This window comes from Lactobacillus sp. ESL0261 (assembly GCF_003693025.1).
Taxonomy (GTDB): domain Bacteria; phylum Bacillota; class Bacilli; order Lactobacillales; family Lactobacillaceae; genus Lactobacillus; species Lactobacillus kullabergensis.
Window position 1 is genome coordinate 15,194 of the sequence record NZ_REHN01000003.1, and the last position, 17,724, is coordinate 32,917.

Consider the following 17,724-nt stretch of genomic DNA (forward strand, 5'->3'; position numbering starts at 1 on the left):
AATAATATATCATAGAATTAAAATAATCACTATTTTTAAAGACATAGAAAGAGAAATTTATGATGAAATTCTCATCAAAATTACTAAAATCAACTGTTACCATGCTTTCATTAATTACTTTAACTGGAACAATTACCCCAATTATAGCTAAGCCTACAATTGTTCAAGCTAAGAAAGCTAAAAAGAAACACTATGTAACCGCCAAAAACAAACACCAATTTAAATTTGGCTATGCTTATACTTACAACAAAAAGAAACATTGCTACATTGGACACAAAATGTCTAAAAAAGAACGTCAAAAATTTAATTTACCAAAAGAACAAAAAGTTCAAAAAGCTAAATCAAATTATGACGTTCCTAAAATCAGCAGTTTTACCGATCACATTTTAAATAAATACAATCTATCAGGTGACCGTTGGGCAAAAACAACTATTACATATAATAATAATAAATTGCCAAACGAACAACAAAGAATTGTTGAAAACGCAATACAACAAATAAATGAACTAAATATAGTTACATTAATAAAAACAAAAAAGAAAAAAGCTAATATTATAATTAAATTAGCAAACAAATCACCAAAAGAACCACGTTTAGGCTATACTGAAACAGAAGGTACAGGTCAAAAGTATAATGGCTTATTTGTTTACAAACAAAATATCGTAACGTTATACACTGATGAAATAAATAAAGCAACAGGTGATGATTATAAATTAACTGTTAACCAAGTTACAATACACGAAATAGGGCACGCATTGGGTTTGGATCACAATACAAACCAATCAGAAATAATGTATCCTACATTTTTCATCAAAAAAGTCAATACTATTGACTCAACTCATGTTGCAATCGACCAAGATTACATCAATGGTTTAGCTATTCTTTACCAAAACTAATCTCTGTTGACAACATATCGACCATACTAGTAATGATTACTGATATGGTCTTTTAGGCTGCTAACTACATCAACTACAATTTAGAAAGGAAAAATTATCATGAAATTCACTAAAAAGTTAAAAGCAACAGCCATCACCCTTTTATCCTTAATTACAATGACACCAGCTATTTCTACTGTTGAACCAGTAACAGTTATTGCCAAAGCTAAAACTGCCATTTCGCACAAGAAATCACAATTCAAAAAAGGCTATACCTACAAATATAATAAGAAAAAGCACGTTTACATCAGTCATAAGAGAAAGAAAATCAAATATGAGGACTCTGACAAATACTACTCGTATTTATGTGCCGAGAAACCTGTTTACAAGATTAAACCAATTCCTGATGTTTACACCAACACGCCAAAATTGACAATTTTACTCAAAATGTTTTAGACAAATATCATCTTAGCGGTTATTGCTTTGCTAAAACTGACCTTACTTATAAATACAATAATGTCAGTGACGCTGACCAAAAAAATCATTGACGATGCCATTAAACAAGTCAATGATCTATGTATTGTTAACTTAACGCCAGCTAGCTAATGATCCTACGAGCACCAATATAATTTAGTGATAAAGAGTAAAGTAATAATAAGGCAGTTAATATTAGACTTTACGATCAACAGTTTAAAAAATTAACAAATAACATATCATAGAATTAAAATAATCACTATTTTTAAAGACATAGAAAGAGAAATTTATGATGAAATTCTCATCAAAATTACTAAAATCAACTGTTACCATGCTTTCATTAATTACTTTAACTGGAAGAATTGCCCCAACTATAGCTAATCCTACAATCATTCAAGCTAAGAAAGCTAAAAAGAAAAATTATGTAACAGCCAAAAATAAATACCAATTTAAATTTGGCTATGTTTACACTTATAACAAAAAGAAACATTGCTATATCGGACACAAAATGTCCAAAAAAGAACGTCAACAATTTAACATGCCAAAAGAACAAAAAGTTCAAAAGGCTAAATCAAATTATGACGTTCCTAAAATTAGCAATTTTACCGACAATATTCTTAATAAAAATAATTTATATGGAATTCGTTGGGCAAAAACCACAATTACGTATAATGATAACAGCTTAACACAAAAACAACAGCAAATAATCAAAGATGCTATAAATCAGATAAATGATCTAAATATCGTAAACTTAGAAAAAACTGATAAAAAAGCTAATATAACAATAACTTTAACTACTTCAAAACAAGCATATCTAGGTTACTCAAAAATGCCAACAACTGATCAAATGTATAAAAATCTTAATTTAATAGATCACGCTACTATACAATTATCAAATGAAACCATAATCGAACGTTGTAATGAAAACTATGATTTAGAATTAAATAAAACAATTCTTCATGAATTAGGACACGCATTAGGATTAGAACATATTTCAAATAACAAAAATAGTATAATGTATCCAACAATATTTACTAAAAACACAGATATTATTGACCCAACACATGCTAAAATCGACCAAGATTACATAGATCGTTTAGCGCTTCTTTACCAAAACTAATCTCTGTTAACAATATATCGACCATATCAGTAACTATTACTGGTATGGTTTTTTTATGTTACTAACTAACAACAAAATACTATTTAGAAAGAAAAATTAATTATTATAAAAACTATTAACATAAAAATGATATAAAAGATTCCGAGAATCATGGCACTATTTCTCCTTATTATAGGAGGTTGATTTAAATGAAAAAAGAAATTAGATCAAGTAAATGGGCTTTTCTTTTATATAAAGATAGTGCTCCAAAAGACTATTTTAATAAATTGGAAGGGTTATATATACCATTTATTTTAAATCTTTGGCATGATAAGGATATTAATTCCAAAACAGGTGAAATTAAAAAAGTTCATAAGCATGGGGCGTTTCACTTTGACTATTTAAAACCTATTCGCAAGTATCTGAAATGGTAAAAGGTGTTTTAAATGGTTCAGCACATGTTTAGGTAATAATGTCGCCTAAGGGCATGTACGATTATTTTACTCATGCAGATAACCCTGATAAAACGCTGTATGATATTAACGACATTGAAAGCGGCGCAGGATTTGATTTGGAAAAATTTTTAATTGATCAGGATCCAGAAGATTTTGTTAATGGGCTAATTGATGTTATTGAAAAAAAGAATTTTACCGAATTTGATGATTTTGTCCATTACTCAAGAAAAAATGATCCAAAATCGCTTAGTTTTATTATTAGAAGGGCTTATTTTTTCTCAAAGTATTTAGATTCAAGACGCTATAGTCTTCAAAATCATAAGCAGATTAAAGGAGCTGAAAAAAATGGAAATTTTAAACGGCAAGGAAGTTTGTCATAATTTTAATTTTAGTACAACGCTTTTATATAAATTCAGAAATGCGGGATTACCTTATCATCAATTCCCAGGGGGAAGGGCATATTATTTATCGGAAGAAGTAGAAAACTGGTTAAAACAAGCAGGTTTTCATCAGAAAAAGATATGGTCGAAGTAAACAAGTGAGAGTAGAATATGGTTAATCCCTATTCTGTTCTCATTTTTATAAAGGGGACAAAATAATGATTAAAAAAATTACTACTGGAAAACATGCTGGAGAATGGTCAGTAAGAATTCAGCCTAGAAAAAATGGCAAGAGAATATCTTGGCCTGAAAAGTTTGTTAGTAGTAAACGGCAGGCGTTAATTACTGAAAATCGAATGTGGGCAGACTTTCAATCTGGTTTAGACGTTAACGTTGCTAAAGCAGTATTTGCAGACGAATTTCAAAAATATGTAAATAAACGGGCAAAGTCAATTAGTCCCGTAACGTTAAAATCTTGGCAAGATTCTGCTAATGCGTTTAAAAAATATTTTGGCAAAACTAGAGTCAATCAGATTACCACAGCTCTTGTTTCTGACTATGCACATGATTATGTTACTAAACACCAGACTACTGTGAGTAATTCGTCCACAATTGCTAAACGTCTTGTTCATATGCGGAACTTTTTCAAGTCATTACAAGGTAGATTTATAAAGGAAAATCCAGTTCCAGAAAGGGCACTAAAAACCTTTTTTAAACAAAGTGATTTTTCAGTTACACAAGAATGTTATATATTTACACCAGAAGAACTTTCCGATATTAGAAAGTTGATTTTTAATGACTTAAAAGAGATTGACTATCTTCCTAATTGGATTGGTAGGCTAGCTATTTTAATTGAAAGCTACACTGGAATGCGAATTGGTGAACTGCAAGCTTTAAAGTTTGAAAACATTGTTCATAGTAATAATGTATGGACTTTTAAAATAAATGATAGTTGGTCAGATTATACTAAAAGCTTTAATGGGTCGTTAAAAGCTCGTCCAAAGGGTTATTCACGAACGCTTGTACCAGTACCCGAGAAAGTAATAAAACTTTTACAAGTGTTTGAGAACAAGCAGAATGAATATCTTCAAGAGCTTGGATGCAAAAATACATCAGGATTAGTATTTTTAAATTTACATGATTATCGCAACACTGCTAATAATATTCCAATTACGCAACATGGCATTAATGATATGCTAAAACTGATTTGTAAGAGATTAGATATAAAATCTGGTAACAAACGCCTTAGCGCATATTCATTTAGACACACAATTTGTACAAATTTAGCAAATACACCTAAAATGTCGTATCCATGGGCAGCCGAAAGAATGGGACATTCGTTACAAATGTTCATGAAAACTTATGTTGGAATTGATCCTGATATTGATAAGCAAATGAACGTTTTGTGGACTAATAAAATGGCACAGAATGTGGCACAAAATGAATAAATTTGGTATTACTAAAGCTGATGTTTAAGGTACGCAGAGCGCATATCGATTCTGGCAATCAGCATTCAGAAGAATAAAATTGGCAAAACAACCTTGATATATCAACGTTTTCTGTTGGTAAGTTTAGGTTGTTTTTTGTTTATTAAAGATAATTATTCACACGATACGGAACACGATTTTAGCTGTGTTCTTGATAAAAACTTTTAGGTGGGCTTTTAGGTTGATATAACGGGATTTATAGCCACTTTTTTGTGTGCAAATTATTTTAGTTAGATTATTAAACAAATCATATCACCATTATTGTTTAACATTTTAGTCGCTCTATTCTTTGAAAAATTATGAGCATAAATCAATATTATTGCTAATTCTCAACAAAATTATAAATATAGTCTTTAAAGTGAATAAAAACTAAAATAAAAATTAAAACAGTGCCTTGGCTAGCAATGAGAAAGCCATAAGACACTGTTTCAATATACGATCAGCTAATATGAATAGTATTTATGTGGCAGTAACTAATTAATAAGTAACAAATAAAAATTATATTTTGCAATATATTTAATATTGCAAAATATAATGTAAAATGTAAAATAGAACTATAGGAAATTCAGTTATTTCTTCTTGGATGTATCTTCTAGATTACTAAGAGCGTATTCACATGCTTGAATAACGAAACTAGAAAAAGTAACGTCTTTTCCTTCAATTGCTTCTTCTATCTGTTTAATAAGACTCAATGGAAAACGAATCGTCTTATTTTCAGTTTCTTTTCGATTTGATCTAATTTGAAATGCCAATTTGTTCACCTCCTGCCTGGAATAATTGTAAGGAGTAATCCACAATAAATATGCATTGCATAAAGCAAGACAAATCAGTGAATACTAGTTAAGGGAGGTGAATTACTAAGTAATATTAAATGAACAATATGTTTATCGTATTAAGGCAAAATATACAGAAATATAATTTGTGAAAAAGAGAATATTATTACCTAGTTTGTTCACTAGTAAGTTATAGAGTACTAGAGGAGAAAAATGATGACGAATTTTGATGTAGAACTATATGCGAGCCAAGTGGATCTTACTTTGGAAAGTGGTGACAATAAGGTAATCGTTATTCGCGGAGCTAGCGGTACAAAAATATATAAGGATGTAAAGAAGGTTACTGGACAAAAAAATTTCTGGTCAGACGATAAAATTGTGTTTGAGTATTGCTGGGGCGGCTTTGAAGAAATAGACTTAACACCAGATACTATCATGAATGGTGTCAAGGTATCAGATTTTTTGGAATAGGATTTTCATATAAAAGAATAAAAGGAGAAAACTATGAAATTAAAAAAAGCCATAGTGGCATTATTTGCAAGTTTAAGTTTAGTTGCAAGTGCTGGCAGTATTAGTACAAGTCAAGTACAAACAGTCCATGCAGCAAAAATTAAGTATGAATCGAATATGGACACGCCTAAATTTATGCGTGGTAAATGGTATTATGCTGGTGAAAAAAAGCCACGGAACAACTATACAAAATCTGTTTCATCTGTCATTAAGTGGGGTCAAGGGTTATTTGAGGTTGAAAAAAATGTTGCTAAATGGAAAAAATTAGGTAAAAACAAATATAAAATAACAAACCAAGAGCATAACAAGGACGGAAGTAAGAGTTCGTTCATGGGTTCAACGTTTGAGCTTAAAAAAGCTAGCTATAAAAATAAAAAATATAAAGTTTTAATTTATTATTGGGACGACCATGGTGACCGTGAGAGTATTTACTATACTCCAATGTTTAATCACAGAATTAGTAAAAAAGATGCTAGAAAATTAGTGAAAAAGTGTCATTTGAGTAAATTTGAATTGAAATATGTGTTGAAAAGTATTTAAAAATTCAAACGTTTTCTAGTGTAAAGGAGCAAGATAATGAAAATAAAAAAGGTTTTAATAACGCTAGTGGCTAGTGTGGGCTTAATTACCACTGCTGCAACTGCTAATAAGAATGAAGAGCAAACAGTTAAAGCCGACGGGCAGTATCAGGATCCACCTAAAGCATTTAGAGGTAAATGGTATGACTTAAATAAACACGACTCAAATTATTTCTATATATTAGGCACTCAAAAAAGCATTGATGCTGGTAAGGCGTATTCTAATACACTTTTTCAATATTGTAGGGAAGATTCCAAAAATGAATGCATTAAAACTGAATATAAGAAATTGGGTAAGAATAATTACGATTTGATTCAAACAATACAAAATAAGAAATCAAAGAAAATCGTAAAAGATGTTAATAATGAAAAAGTTAAGAACATTTCTTACAAAGGAAAAAAGTATCGTGTTTTGTTAATTGGTTATCGCCATCCAGGTAGAACAGTAAAGCGCTATTGGGGTTTATTTAGCAAGAACACGTCAAAAAAGATCGGCAAGGCTTTATTAAAGAAATGTCACTTAAGTAAAAAGGTTTTGAAGAAAACAATTAAAGAATCTATTCAGTAGATTTTTAATAAGGTGATAAATAGGGACTCTTTGCGGGTCCTTATTTTAGTTAATTACAGGAGGTAAAAGCTAATGAAAAGTATTAAGAAATTGATAATGCTAACTATTGCGTGTTCGACGTTAATAACGCCCGTAGTTGCTACTGAGCAAGTTGTTTCTGCTGAAATTCTTTCTAAAAGAGCACAAAAAGAATTTGACATGGGTAATATAGCTGATACTGTAGCGAATAAGCTGGGCGACTACGCTGACGACTTAGATTATAGAATGCACCAAGGGAAAAAAGTAACCGCTAAACAAAAAAGAAAAACTGATAAACTCATCAAAGCATATTACAAAATAGTAGTTAAAACATATCCTAAGATGAATAAATTAGGTACGAATACCTATGGTCTGGTTAACAGTGCTATCGATTCTATCAAACTTTATAAAAAAATATGTACATGGTCTAAAGCTTCAAAGTATTTAAAAACTTTGAAAAAATATCAAAAGGAAATCAACAAAGCTAGAAAAGCAGAAATTGCGAATAATTCTCCTAAGGTAAAACTTTTTGCCGGCTTGGATTATCAATCTTCATTAACTAAGCACCAACAAAAAATTGTTGAGAAGAAGAATCTATATTTAAGAGAAGATGATTTAAAAAAGTTAGCAGACTTTGAGCACATCAAGATTCCAGCAGATGTTAAGGTTGCGGATATTTTAGTTTATACCAATGTAGATATGATGGGTCCAAACTACGTTCAATTAGAGTATAAACTTTCAAATGATCAAACAATCACTAAAGATACTGATGGAGATATGGACTTTAATTGGACGTAGAAAGTGTTTATCTTTATGGGAGAACTAAACATGAAAATTAATAAAAAATTGTTGCAAGTGCTGTTTGCATGCACAATTACAATAATGCCACTGCTTGGTTACACAAAAACAACCTCTGTCGCATATGCTGCAAAAATTGTAATTGATCCGGTAGAAAAAACTCTAGAAAAAATGAGTAAGCTCCGAAACGATCTCGATGATCATTGCCTTGAATTAAGTAGTTCTAAAGTCAGTAGTAAAAAGAAGCAAAAATATAATAAACTTTTAAAATCATTCTATGATACGGCCACAAAAGCTTGCAATATATCTGATTTAAACTCGCAGGTTAAAGCAGCTATAAATGATGGAATTGAGCAATTAGACAGTGAAAAAGATTCTCTTAAGAAAGTTAAAGGTCTTAAAATTTCAAAATATCTCACGGCTCTTAAGAAATTAAAGCAAAGAATTAATGCGGCTCAAAGAGCAGTACGCGAAGATAATTCCAAGTACGTTACAGGAACTGAAAATTTTGATTATGATAAAGACCGAGCTAAGAACATTACTGATAAGAATTTATACTTACGTGTAAATGATTTAAAAAAATTGCATATTCCTGAGGATGCATATATAACAGCAGAAACTTATAACTTTAACGAAGTACACTATACTTTATCTAATCAGCAAAAAGTAACCAAAAAAGCTGATGGCAGTTTAGATCTTAAAACTATTCATACTGAAACTGCTGCAGAATTAGAAAAGAAAAAATTAGCAAAACAAATTAAACAATATTACAATACCACTGTCAAAAAAGGAGAAAAATACTCAACCTATAATAAAAAGTCGATCAATAAGGCTATTAAACTCTATCAAAAAGCAGATAAATATTTAGCAAGTTTTAGTACAAAAACTAATGTTAAAAAATATCGTAAATCAATCAAAAATAAAATTGGGATATTAAAAGCCGATAAAGCCGACTCTTGGCGAATGAGTAAAAAACGAATTAAAATTTCTCAAAAGACTTTACGTAAACTTGGTGTTCCTAAAGATGCAAAAGTAAAAAGAAGTTATAATAAAGGGAGCCTGCCTAGTCCAGTCGGTGGACCTAAATATGGTCGTTGCACTTTTTATGAATTTTATAAAGGTAAAAAACAAGTTGTAACTGTCATCGTATTTGCTGATGGTTATAGCTATTCTTTGTTTCCTTAGTGACAAGCTTAAGCCCGCCCGGAAGTAGCTTTGCAACAGGCTCCTTGGGGTTGCATTTTATGCTCTAAGTTAGCATTTTTATTTCTCTCTGTTTAGATTGCGGTGTAATAGTGAGCTTTCTATATAAGGAAAATAAAGATGAAAATTTTAAACGGCAAAGATTTATGCCAATATTTTAATTTCAGCACAACTCTATTATATAAGCTTAGAAAAGCTTGAATGCCATTTCATCAATTGCCTGGTGGACGTGCTTATTACTTGCCTGATGAGGTAGAACATTGGCTAAATCAAGCAGTTTATCATCAAGAATTTAAGTGGAGTAATACGAATTAATAAGCCTTGATTTATCAACGTTTTACGAAGGTAAATCAAGGCTGATTTTTGTTATTAAATAATTGCAGAAATAGTTGGACTAACTAGGGATTAACAAACTTTTGCTGGTTGTTAATCCGTTGCAATTTTATGATATATAAAATTATGATAGTGCTTTTGTTTATACTTTAAAGCTAGTTTCTTTGATTTATAAGAATGATCGGAAACATAAAAACCCGAAGATAAAGTTAAAATTTCATGGCCATTTATTTTTGAAACATTATAATGAATATTAGTTCCAAGGACTTGATTCCAACCTCTATATACAACATAATACCTATTTTTTTCTTTGAAAGGTTTTACATAATTAAGAAAAAGCCATGAAATTCTATTACGCCTATATCCCTTACTCTTAGGGTTAAGACTATGTTTTTTATAGACGTGAAGGGAATTTGTTACTTTTCCATTTTTATATCGATAAATCATCTTATTTTTAGTAATAACTGTTTTTGTTAATGAATTATCATCACTTGAACATGAATACCAAGTACCACGCATTTTCTTAGGAAAGGTTTTAGGGCTAACATGTAAATTTTTAAATTCGTCAATATCTTTTTTGCTTGCGGCTTTTACTGTTTGTATAGAATACGAGCTTTGAAAATGTATTGTTGCAATAGCTCCAGCTAAAGTACCTATAGTTAAAACCCAAGTTAACAATTTAAGTTTGGGCTTAACTTTTATTGAATTTCGTTTTATTTGATTGATATTCATTTATTCTACCTCCGTTAATTTATAGCTTGCGTACAACATCTGATACAAGTTTATTTCTAATTTTAATATTAAGCAATATAAGCATTAAAAAATCTTACTGGCACTTGTTTCAAGCCTGACAGTAATGATATATTGAGGGAAGTATGGTTTAATTTTTTAAATTATCAGTTATTTTGAGAAAGAATAAATGCATCATGAACATCAAATTAAATAAAAATTCATCAAAATTGCCATTGTCGCTTTAGCACTTATTACTACTAGCACAACCGTTGCACCAACAACTATTACTAATTTAACTACTGTTTCAGCTAAAGCTAAGAAACATCACAAAAAAGTTAAGAAAACTAAAAAGAAGACTTACGTCATTGCTAAATACTACGATGAATTTAAACCCGGTTACAGCTACACTTATTATAAAAAGAAAGGTGTTTTCATCGGTCATAAAATGAAGAAACACCAAACTGCAACCACTGACTCTGACGAACCAAAAGTTGAGCAAGCTACTAGCACTTACAATGTACCTAATGTAAAGAAATTTACTAAAAATATAATTACAAATTACAACCTAGAAGGCGATAGATGGTCAAAGACCAATATAACCGTCAATATTCAAGCATTAACAAACGAACAACAGCAAATTGCTAAAGATGCAATAGAACAAATTAACAATTTAAATATTATTAATCTAACTATTACTACTAAAAAAGCAAATATAACCATTGTTCCAGTAGAACAAAATAAAACAGCATCTGCAAAAACAAGAGTAGAAGATACCGATGATACATACAAAAATTTAAACTTAATAGAAACTACAACAATAGAATTATACAACCCTACGATAAATAATCACTCTAATGGAAACTATCCACTAGAATTAAATAAAATTATCTTACATGAATTAGGTCATGCCGTAGGACTAGAACATACTCATTCTGACATAAATAACATAATGAACCCAACTACATATACCAAAAACACAAACACTATTGATGCAACTCATGCAACAATTGACCAAGATTACATCAATGGTTTAGCCATTCTTTACCAAAACTAATCCCTGTTGACAACATATCGACCATATCAGTAATTATTACTGGTATGGTCTTTTATGTTGCTAACTAACAACAAAATACAATTTAGAAAGGAAAATTCATCATGAAATTCAGCAAAAAGTTAAAAGCAACAATTATCACCCTTTTAGCCTTAATTACAATAACACCAACTATTTCTACTGTTGAACCAGTCACGGTTGATGCCAAAGCAAAAACTGTCATTGCTCATAAGAAATCACAGTTTAAAAAATTTAGCAAATAATATATCATAGAATTAAAACAATCACTATTTTTAAAGACATAGAAAGAGAAATTTATGATGAAATCCTCATCAAAATTATTAAAATCAACTTTCACCTTGCTTTCATTGATCACTTTGGCAGGAACAATTACACCAATCGTAGCCACTCCTACAACTATTCAAGCAAAGAAAGCCAAAAAGAAACACTATATAACCGCCAAAAACAAGCACCAATTTAAATTTGGTTATGCTTACGTCTACAACAAAAAGAAACATTGCTACATTGGACACAAAATGTCTAAAAAAGAACGTCAACAATTTAACATGCCAAAAGAACAAAAAATTCAAAAGGCTAAATCAAATTATGACGTTCCTAAAATTAGTAATTTTACCGACAACATATTAGATAAATATAATTTAAAAGGTGATCGTTGGGCAAATATAAAAATAACATACAACGATAATGATTTATCAACAGAACAACAAAACATTGTTGAACAAGCAATAAAACAAATAAATCAATTAAATATAATAACAATTAATAAAACCACAAAAACAAAAGCAAATATAACTTTCAGATTATCAAATAAGGAAAACAAAAATAATGTCATTGGTGATACTGTTATAAATGACGAAGGTCAAATATATAAAGGATTAATAACAGCAAGCACAGCAACAATAACCTTATACTCAAAGGGATTAAATAAATACACCAATGACGATTACAAATTAAAATTAAATGACGTAACATTACATGAATTAGGACACGCATTAGGTTTAGGCCATAATGATCAAAATAAACATGAAATAATGCAACCAATTTCTGATACAAAATCAATAGAAAAGATTGACTCAACTCACGTTGCCATTGACCAAGATTACATCAAAGGTTTGGCCATTCTTTACCAAAACTAATCTCTGTTGAACATATCAACCATATCAGTAATGATCTGATATGGCTTTTTTTGTTGCTAACTTTAACTACAAACACGTAGAAAGAAAATTAATTATTATAAAAACTATTAACATAAAAAGATATAAAAAATTCCGAGAATCATGGCATTATTTCTCCTTATTAATAGGAGGTTGATTTAAATGAAAAAAGAAATTAGATCAAGTAAATGGGCTTTTCTTTTATATAAAGATAGTGCTCCAAAAGACTATTTTAATAAATTGGAAGGGTTACATGTACCATTTATTTTAAGTCTCCAGCAAGCTGCAAGTATATCTGGGAATTAGAAGTATTCAAAAATTATGCTAAGCAGACCAGTAAGACTATTTTTGTTATTATTAATATGAATAACATTAGTAAAGGAATTTTATATGCTTTAAAAACTTAAAATGTAATTTATAGCAAGCCTATTTTAAATTTAATATATATTTCATATAAGAAAGCAAATTGGTCTGTGTTTGTTAAAAAGACTAAAAGAAAACAACTTAAGTAGATATGGTATATAAATAATATTGAAAACTAGAAATTTTAAGGGAAAAATAATATTATGCAGGGTGATAACGAAACTTTAAAAATAGAGCAGATTGATACTACAAAAGAAGCAAAAAAATTTGCTGACGAAATTAGAAAGCACCCAAAAACTTATTTTCTACAAGGTTCATGGGGTAGCGGAAAAACAGAATATTTAAAAAGCGTCAAAAATCAACTACATGGAAAATGTAAATTTATTTTTCTAGAGCTTTGGAAGCCAAAAGATAAAAAAGATATTTCTAGAAAATTGTTTGAGGCAATTCACCCATTTATTAGCACCATTTTTACATTGATATATTTTTGTTTTGTTTGTCTTTCGGTTAGTGGAAGTGCATTTCTATCATATGAAGGAATATTATCTGTAAAAAATAAAAATATAGCTAAATTTATTTTACCGGTTACAGCCATCGCTATTATTTTAGTTACCTTGGTTAAGTTTGTTGAAAATAAATTTTTGAATATGAATAGTATATTTATGAAGCTTTCTCTGTTTTATTTACGCAAAGGTAGAAAAAGACCAATAGTACTTGTAATTGATGATTTTGATCGACTTGATAATAAGACCCAAGAAGAACTATATATAATTTTTAATGCAATTCATGAAATTAACTGGAAATGGATTCGGGAAAAAATTAGTTTTTGGGCGGTTAAGTATAATAATTGTAAATGGTTACAAAAAATTAGTAATAGCATAGTACGTAGATGTGATATTAATCTGAAAAAGAAAGCAAGGATAATATTTGTAGGAGATTTAGGGAATATTAAAAATATAGATAAGAATTACTTGGGTAAAATTATTGATAAAAAAATTATATTACCATACTCTTTAAATCCTAGATTTGTCTCTCAAAGAATGGAGATTGAAATTAAAAAAGTCATAAAATATCAATTTGATTTTTCTTTAGTAAAAAATTTATTTATATATGAAAGTAGGACAATAAGGGATGCGAACCATTTTTTATCATATGTAGAAAGTGAATTCGATAGTATGAACAAAAAGAAAAGTAAAATTTACAGAGTGCAAGTGGATCAGGAATTATTTATTATATATTTGTACTTATTCCATCGTGAAAAGTATCAATTGCTTCTTCATGGTTGGCTTCCAGATGATACTAAGGATTCTGATAAAAAAGACAATGAGGAAGTTAATGATAATCAGAAAGAAGATAAAAAAATTGAGAAAACTCAAGTTGAACTGGACATGGACAATATTTTTCAATCTAGAAATGGTAACCCACCAGATTTTAGAAGTAATCCATCAATGTATTTTGTGAATGAATTAATATCAACTCATTCAACAGTTGAACTTAAAAATTATTTAGGGAAAACACAGAACTTTGTTGAGAAGCGGTCCAAATTGTTTCTAACAAAAGATAGTAATAATGATAATGATTATGAAGAATTTTTATTTTATATAGAAAATTTGAGTGATAATGAATTTTTGGAAAATAAAACTATTTTAGAAACTTCTGCAGTTAATGCAATGAGGTCGGAAATTCGCCACGAACCTAACGAACTTATAAAATATGTATTTGAGAAAAGAAAAAAACTAATTCAAAAAGAATATGTGAATTATCAAATAAAACAATTAAACAGAAAAGCAGAAGTTATATTTCCAATGTCTGAAAAAGACCTAATAAGAAAAATTGATGAGATTTTTGATAATTATCAAAAATCTCAAAGTAAAATAATAGATACAGAGAGGATGTATTATTTTAGATCATGCTTTAACCTATTGGATAATTATGTAACCTATCCAGCTGGTACATTAGCTGGTCTTAGTGAAAAGAGTGTTCAAGACTACTTTAGTAAAACAATAGAAAAAGTTGAGAGTAAAAAAGATTTTGGGAAAAAAGATTATGATGCGGAAGTTTTGATTGCTGATTTAGGCTACCATTATCGGTCAATTAAAACAATACTAAGTAAAAATCCTGATTTTCATTCGAAAGTAGATTTAATTGAGAAACTTAAAGACGATGAATATGTAGCTTTTTGGAATGTATACTTAAAAGAATTTGAAAATAGTATAAATGAATACAAATTATCTGATTTAAATGCTTTGGATTTTTCTTTTAATGGGCGAAAATACTATGAATCAGTTTATGACCGACTTGAGTCATTAGGAAAACCTTTCTACTAAATAGCTAATAAAAATTTTTGATAAGATTTGCATATTGTCCACCAAAAGATATCTTATGAATCAGTCCAAAAAATTATCAATTTTTACATACTTTTCCTTAAATATAAAGATTAGAGTAATTAAATTCACTGAGCTTGGTTAAATCTTATTGAGAACTTAAGCACTATTAAAATTGGAAAGCTCATTGTTGGAATTAATAAAGAATAGCGAATCTGCTTTTTTGTTAAGAAGCAAAGTATTTTTACAAATGTAGAAATTGTTAATTATCACTAATTAGGAGTTTAATAAAATGGCTAAAATTTCAACACCCACAATTGGAGAAATATTAAAGGAAGAATTTATGAAGCCGCTACAAATTTCAGCATATAAGCTAGCAAAATTAATAGGTGTGCCAACTTCAAGAATTCAAAATATATTGCACGACAGAATTGGAATAACAGTAGATACTTCTATTAGATTAGGAAGGATATTTGGCGTGAGTGACAAATATTTTCTGAATTTGCAGGAAGATATAGATTTTCGTAATGCTAAGGCAAAAAAAGGTAAAGAGTACGATCAAATTAAAAAGTATCAATCTGCTTAATCAAGAAAACGATTTTTAATATTTTTTCGTAAAAAGATTCATCAATACATATAGATATGCTTAAAAGTAAAAGATCATTCATGACTTGATTGAAGTTAATGAATGGTCTTTTTCTGGTTCCATAATTTATCCTGTTGATGACATATCCTTGTGCTAGGCTGTTAACAGTTTAGACGAGATAACTGAAAGTAACAGGTGAAATTGCAAAGTCTTTCCTTGTTATACCAAAAGAAAGTTTTTTGGATTAAGATCACTTACTTTAAAAAATTAATTGAGTAAAAAGAAAGTCGGAATGAGTTAGTGATGTGACTCCCAAATTTAGGACACATCCTCCATTTCTACTAAATTTCTTAAAAAATTAGCATTGCTACGAACGTATGTGCTATAATTTGCTTATATAATTTTGTAACTTTATATGATAGCAGGCATTTATGAAACAAAAACAAACTTTTTCAGATAAAGTTTTTCAATTTGATCAGGAATTAGGTAATGTAAAAATTAATTTACCTGAACCATATAAAATAATTAATCCTTATAGTGGCAGAAATAAAAAGCAAGTTTTACAAATGATCCAAATTTTCTATCACAAATATTTCAATGACACTAACAAGCGCCGCTTTATATTAGGCAGTTCACCGGCAAGAAGAGGTTCTGCAATAACAGGAGTTCCCTTTGAAGATGCTTCAAATCTCCAAAAAGAAACAGGAATTTCAATGGCAAATTTTCATTTCAGTAATGCAGCTTCTAATTTTTTAAATGAAGTCATAGATAAATACGGTGGAAGGATCAAGTTTTATTATGATTTTTACCTCAATTTTGTTTGCCCCTTCGGCATTTGCAAGACTAATTCTAAGGGTAACCAAGTAAACTGCAATTATTATGAAAATAAGCGAGTTGAAGAAATGTTAACTCCTTTTATGATTTCTGCACTTAAAACGCAAATTAACTTTGGAATTGATACTTCTATTTGTTACTGCATCGGGAGTGGTCAAAATTATCAAGAACTAAGCAAAATTAATAAAAAGTGGCGCTTTTTTCAAAAAATAGTTCCACTTGAGCATCCGCGTTTTATTACACAATATCATCCTGAAGAAAAAGAGAAATATTTGCACAAATACCTCAGTGCTTTGATGTGTAAATAATAAGTGTTAGTTTAGAAAAATAAGTGAGGTCAGCAATTTATGTCAGATGTAATTCTTAAAAAAGCAAGAAAAATTTATCAAATGTACCAAAATGGCGATTTAGGTGATACTACTTTACCTGAAGATAGCAACCCCCACCTAGATCCAAGTACCAATGAAAATGCGCTCTATTTCACGTTGCCAATGGCTTTAAATTATCAGAGAAATTCCTATACTTTGTGGAAAAATGCTTTGAAGACATATGAAGATCCAGAAACTAATTTTGTTTTTATACCGGCAAAAGTTATTAATGCTGAGTATGAATCAGTACAAAAAGCTTTGAATAAGTATCGGCTTGCTTTGCAAAAGAATAAGCAGACAGATATTTGGCTTAAATTATGTCAGACGTTTACAGAACTTTCTGACGGTAATATTATCAAATTCGCTAACAACTTGGATAATGATGTGAATAAAATAAGGCATTTTATGCAAAAAGATGCCAAAAAAAAGTTTCCATACTTGTCTGGCAATAAGCTTTGCAATTACTGGCTGTATGTTCTTAGCAATTGCACTGCAGTTCCTTTGAAAAATACCAATGATATTTATATTGCTGCAGATAGGCATATAATAAGGGCAAGTTATAAATTGGGCTTGATTACCAAAGAACAAATGGAAAGTTCTAAAGTGCAAACCTATGTAATTAATGCTTGGGCAAAAGAATTACAGGGCACTGAATTTGTCCCAACCGACCTGCAAAATCCATTATGGTTGTGGAGCAGGAATGATTTTAAAGAAATGATTGATTAAGTGGGAAAAATAAT

The 17,724-nt window shown here is 29.6% G+C and carries 20 protein-coding genes and 1 pseudogene; 19 read left to right on the top strand and 2 right to left on the bottom strand.

Annotation, left to right across the window (positions count from 1 at the left end; genetic code table 11):
• The first annotated feature begins 62 nt into the window (after positions 1-62).
• From F5ESL0261_RS01905 to F5ESL0261_RS01930, 6 genes and pseudogenes are all read left to right on the top strand, one after another.
• Positions 63-896, top strand: coding sequence for a matrixin family metalloprotease (locus F5ESL0261_RS01905; protein WP_158595186.1), 834 nt, complete (start codon positions 63-65; stop codon positions 894-896).
• Positions 897-995: 99 nt separating this feature from the next.
• Positions 996-1,331 (top strand): hypothetical protein, encoded by a 336-nt coding sequence (locus tag F5ESL0261_RS01910; protein WP_122051979.1) that lies wholly within the window; start codon positions 996-998, stop codon positions 1,329-1,331.
• Between the two features lie 310 nt (positions 1,332-1,641).
• Positions 1,642-2,469: a matrixin family metalloprotease gene (locus F5ESL0261_RS01915; RefSeq protein WP_158595187.1), complete on the top strand. Its 828-nt coding sequence runs from the start codon at positions 1,642-1,644 to the stop codon at positions 2,467-2,469.
• A 188-nt stretch (positions 2,470-2,657) separates the two neighbouring features.
• Positions 2,658-3,283, top strand: a pseudogene (locus tag F5ESL0261_RS01920) (replication protein).
• Positions 3,249-3,437, top strand: coding sequence for an AlpA family transcriptional regulator (locus F5ESL0261_RS01925; RefSeq protein WP_122051981.1), 189 nt, complete (start codon positions 3,249-3,251; stop codon positions 3,435-3,437). The pseudogene F5ESL0261_RS01920 and the gene F5ESL0261_RS01925 overlap by 35 nt, the downstream one beginning before the upstream one ends.
• A 64-nt stretch (positions 3,438-3,501) precedes the next feature.
• Positions 3,502-4,731, top strand: a complete 1,230-nt coding sequence (locus F5ESL0261_RS01930; RefSeq protein WP_122051982.1) for a site-specific integrase — start codon at positions 3,502-3,504, stop codon at positions 4,729-4,731.
• Between the two features lie 608 nt (positions 4,732-5,339).
• Here F5ESL0261_RS01930 and F5ESL0261_RS01935 read toward each other — a convergent pair.
• Positions 5,340-5,522, bottom strand: a complete 183-nt coding sequence (locus F5ESL0261_RS01935) for a YlcI/YnfO family protein (RefSeq protein ID WP_045927578.1) — start codon at positions 5,520-5,522, stop codon at positions 5,340-5,342.
• Between the two features lie 237 nt (positions 5,523-5,759).
• On the opposite strand from F5ESL0261_RS01935, the gene F5ESL0261_RS01940 reads away from it, so the two are divergent.
• The 5 genes from F5ESL0261_RS01940 (at position 5,760) to F5ESL0261_RS01960 (ending at position 9,200) form a co-directional block, all read left to right on the top strand.
• Positions 5,760-6,014, top strand: a complete 255-nt coding sequence (locus tag F5ESL0261_RS01940) for a hypothetical protein (protein WP_122051983.1) — start codon at positions 5,760-5,762, stop codon at positions 6,012-6,014.
• Between the two features lie 33 nt (positions 6,015-6,047).
• Positions 6,048-6,593 (top strand): hypothetical protein, encoded by a 546-nt coding sequence (locus F5ESL0261_RS01945; protein ID WP_122051984.1) that lies wholly within the window; start codon positions 6,048-6,050, stop codon positions 6,591-6,593.
• Positions 6,594-6,629: 36 nt separating this feature from the next.
• Positions 6,630-7,199 (top strand): hypothetical protein, encoded by a 570-nt coding sequence (locus F5ESL0261_RS01950; RefSeq protein ID WP_122051985.1) that lies wholly within the window; start codon positions 6,630-6,632, stop codon positions 7,197-7,199.
• 72 nt (positions 7,200-7,271) lie between these two features.
• Positions 7,272-8,015 carry a hypothetical protein gene (locus F5ESL0261_RS01955; RefSeq protein ID WP_122051986.1) on the top strand — a complete coding sequence of 248 codons (744 nt, stop codon included), beginning with the start codon at positions 7,272-7,274 and terminating at the stop codon, positions 8,013-8,015.
• Positions 8,016-8,045: 30 nt separating this feature from the next.
• Complete coding sequence (locus F5ESL0261_RS01960; RefSeq protein ID WP_122051987.1) at positions 8,046-9,200, top strand: hypothetical protein; 1,155 nt, start codon at positions 8,046-8,048, stop codon at positions 9,198-9,200.
• 444 nt (positions 9,201-9,644) lie between these two features.
• Here the strand turns inward: F5ESL0261_RS01960 and F5ESL0261_RS01970 are convergent, their stop codons facing one another.
• Positions 9,645-10,283, bottom strand: coding sequence for a hypothetical protein (locus F5ESL0261_RS01970; RefSeq protein WP_122051988.1), 639 nt, complete (start codon positions 10,281-10,283; stop codon positions 9,645-9,647).
• Between the two features lie 445 nt (positions 10,284-10,728).
• On the opposite strand from F5ESL0261_RS01970, the gene F5ESL0261_RS01975 reads away from it, so the two are divergent.
• From F5ESL0261_RS01975 to F5ESL0261_RS02005, 8 genes are all read left to right on the top strand, one after another.
• Positions 10,729-11,337 carry a matrixin family metalloprotease gene (locus F5ESL0261_RS01975; RefSeq protein WP_122051989.1) on the top strand — a complete coding sequence of 203 codons (609 nt, stop codon included), beginning with the start codon at positions 10,729-10,731 and terminating at the stop codon, positions 11,335-11,337.
• Positions 11,338-11,438: 101 nt separating this feature from the next.
• Entirely contained in the window at positions 11,439-11,597 is a 159-nt protein-coding gene (locus F5ESL0261_RS10115; RefSeq protein ID WP_158595188.1) for a hypothetical protein, read from the top strand.
• A gap of 54 nt (positions 11,598-11,651) precedes the next feature.
• Entirely contained in the window at positions 11,652-12,491 is an 840-nt protein-coding gene (locus F5ESL0261_RS01980; RefSeq protein ID WP_122051990.1) for a matrixin family metalloprotease, read from the top strand.
• A 180-nt stretch (positions 12,492-12,671) separates the two neighbouring features.
• Positions 12,672-12,815, top strand: a complete 144-nt coding sequence (locus F5ESL0261_RS01985; protein ID WP_122051991.1) for a Rep family protein — start codon at positions 12,672-12,674, stop codon at positions 12,813-12,815.
• A 260-nt stretch (positions 12,816-13,075) separates the two neighbouring features.
• Entirely contained in the window at positions 13,076-15,199 is a 2,124-nt protein-coding gene (locus F5ESL0261_RS01990) for a P-loop NTPase fold protein (protein WP_122051992.1), read from the top strand.
• Positions 15,200-15,488: 289 nt separating this feature from the next.
• Positions 15,489-15,782, top strand: a complete 294-nt coding sequence (locus F5ESL0261_RS01995) for a HigA family addiction module antitoxin (protein ID WP_122051993.1) — start codon at positions 15,489-15,491, stop codon at positions 15,780-15,782.
• A gap of 431 nt (positions 15,783-16,213) precedes the next feature.
• A complete protein-coding gene (locus F5ESL0261_RS02000) occupies positions 16,214-16,924 on the top strand; it encodes a uracil-DNA glycosylase family protein (RefSeq protein ID WP_122051994.1) in 711 nt (236 codons plus the stop codon).
• 39 nt (positions 16,925-16,963) lie between these two features.
• Complete coding sequence (locus F5ESL0261_RS02005; RefSeq protein ID WP_122051995.1) at positions 16,964-17,710, top strand: hypothetical protein; 747 nt, start codon at positions 16,964-16,966, stop codon at positions 17,708-17,710.
• The last annotated feature ends 14 nt before the right edge of the window (positions 17,711-17,724 follow it).

Coding starts and splice junctions, on each gene's coding strand:
- F5ESL0261_RS01925 (WP_122051981.1), top strand. CDS start 3,249: ATGGAAATTTTAAACGGCAAGGAAGTTTGTCATAATTTTAATTTTAGT.
- F5ESL0261_RS01930 (WP_122051982.1), top strand. CDS start 3,502: ATGATTAAAAAAATTACTACTGGAAAACATGCTGGAGAATGGTCAGTA.
- F5ESL0261_RS01960 (WP_122051987.1), top strand. CDS start 8,046: ATGAAAATTAATAAAAAATTGTTGCAAGTGCTGTTTGCATGCACAATT.
- F5ESL0261_RS01940 (WP_122051983.1), top strand. CDS start 5,760: ATGACGAATTTTGATGTAGAACTATATGCGAGCCAAGTGGATCTTACT.
- F5ESL0261_RS01990 (WP_122051992.1), top strand. CDS start 13,076: ATGCAGGGTGATAACGAAACTTTAAAAATAGAGCAGATTGATACTACA.
- F5ESL0261_RS01980 (WP_122051990.1), top strand. CDS start 11,652: ATGATGAAATCCTCATCAAAATTATTAAAATCAACTTTCACCTTGCTT.
- F5ESL0261_RS10115 (WP_158595188.1), top strand. CDS start 11,439: ATGAAATTCAGCAAAAAGTTAAAAGCAACAATTATCACCCTTTTAGCC.
- F5ESL0261_RS01955 (WP_122051986.1), top strand. CDS start 7,272: ATGAAAAGTATTAAGAAATTGATAATGCTAACTATTGCGTGTTCGACG.
- F5ESL0261_RS01975 (WP_122051989.1), top strand. CDS start 10,729: ATGAAGAAACACCAAACTGCAACCACTGACTCTGACGAACCAAAAGTT.
- F5ESL0261_RS01945 (WP_122051984.1), top strand. CDS start 6,048: ATGAAATTAAAAAAAGCCATAGTGGCATTATTTGCAAGTTTAAGTTTA.
- F5ESL0261_RS01910 (WP_122051979.1), top strand. CDS start 996: ATGAAATTCACTAAAAAGTTAAAAGCAACAGCCATCACCCTTTTATCC.
- F5ESL0261_RS02005 (WP_122051995.1), top strand. CDS start 16,964: ATGTCAGATGTAATTCTTAAAAAAGCAAGAAAAATTTATCAAATGTAC.
- F5ESL0261_RS01970 (WP_122051988.1), bottom strand. CDS start 10,283: ATGAATATCAATCAAATAAAACGAAATTCAATAAAAGTTAAGCCCAAA.
- F5ESL0261_RS02000 (WP_122051994.1), top strand. CDS start 16,214: ATGAAACAAAAACAAACTTTTTCAGATAAAGTTTTTCAATTTGATCAG.
- F5ESL0261_RS01915 (WP_158595187.1), top strand. CDS start 1,642: ATGAAATTCTCATCAAAATTACTAAAATCAACTGTTACCATGCTTTCA.
- F5ESL0261_RS01950 (WP_122051985.1), top strand. CDS start 6,630: ATGAAAATAAAAAAGGTTTTAATAACGCTAGTGGCTAGTGTGGGCTTA.
- F5ESL0261_RS01985 (WP_122051991.1), top strand. CDS start 12,672: ATGAAAAAAGAAATTAGATCAAGTAAATGGGCTTTTCTTTTATATAAA.
- F5ESL0261_RS01905 (WP_158595186.1), top strand. CDS start 63: ATGAAATTCTCATCAAAATTACTAAAATCAACTGTTACCATGCTTTCA.
- F5ESL0261_RS01995 (WP_122051993.1), top strand. CDS start 15,489: ATGGCTAAAATTTCAACACCCACAATTGGAGAAATATTAAAGGAAGAA.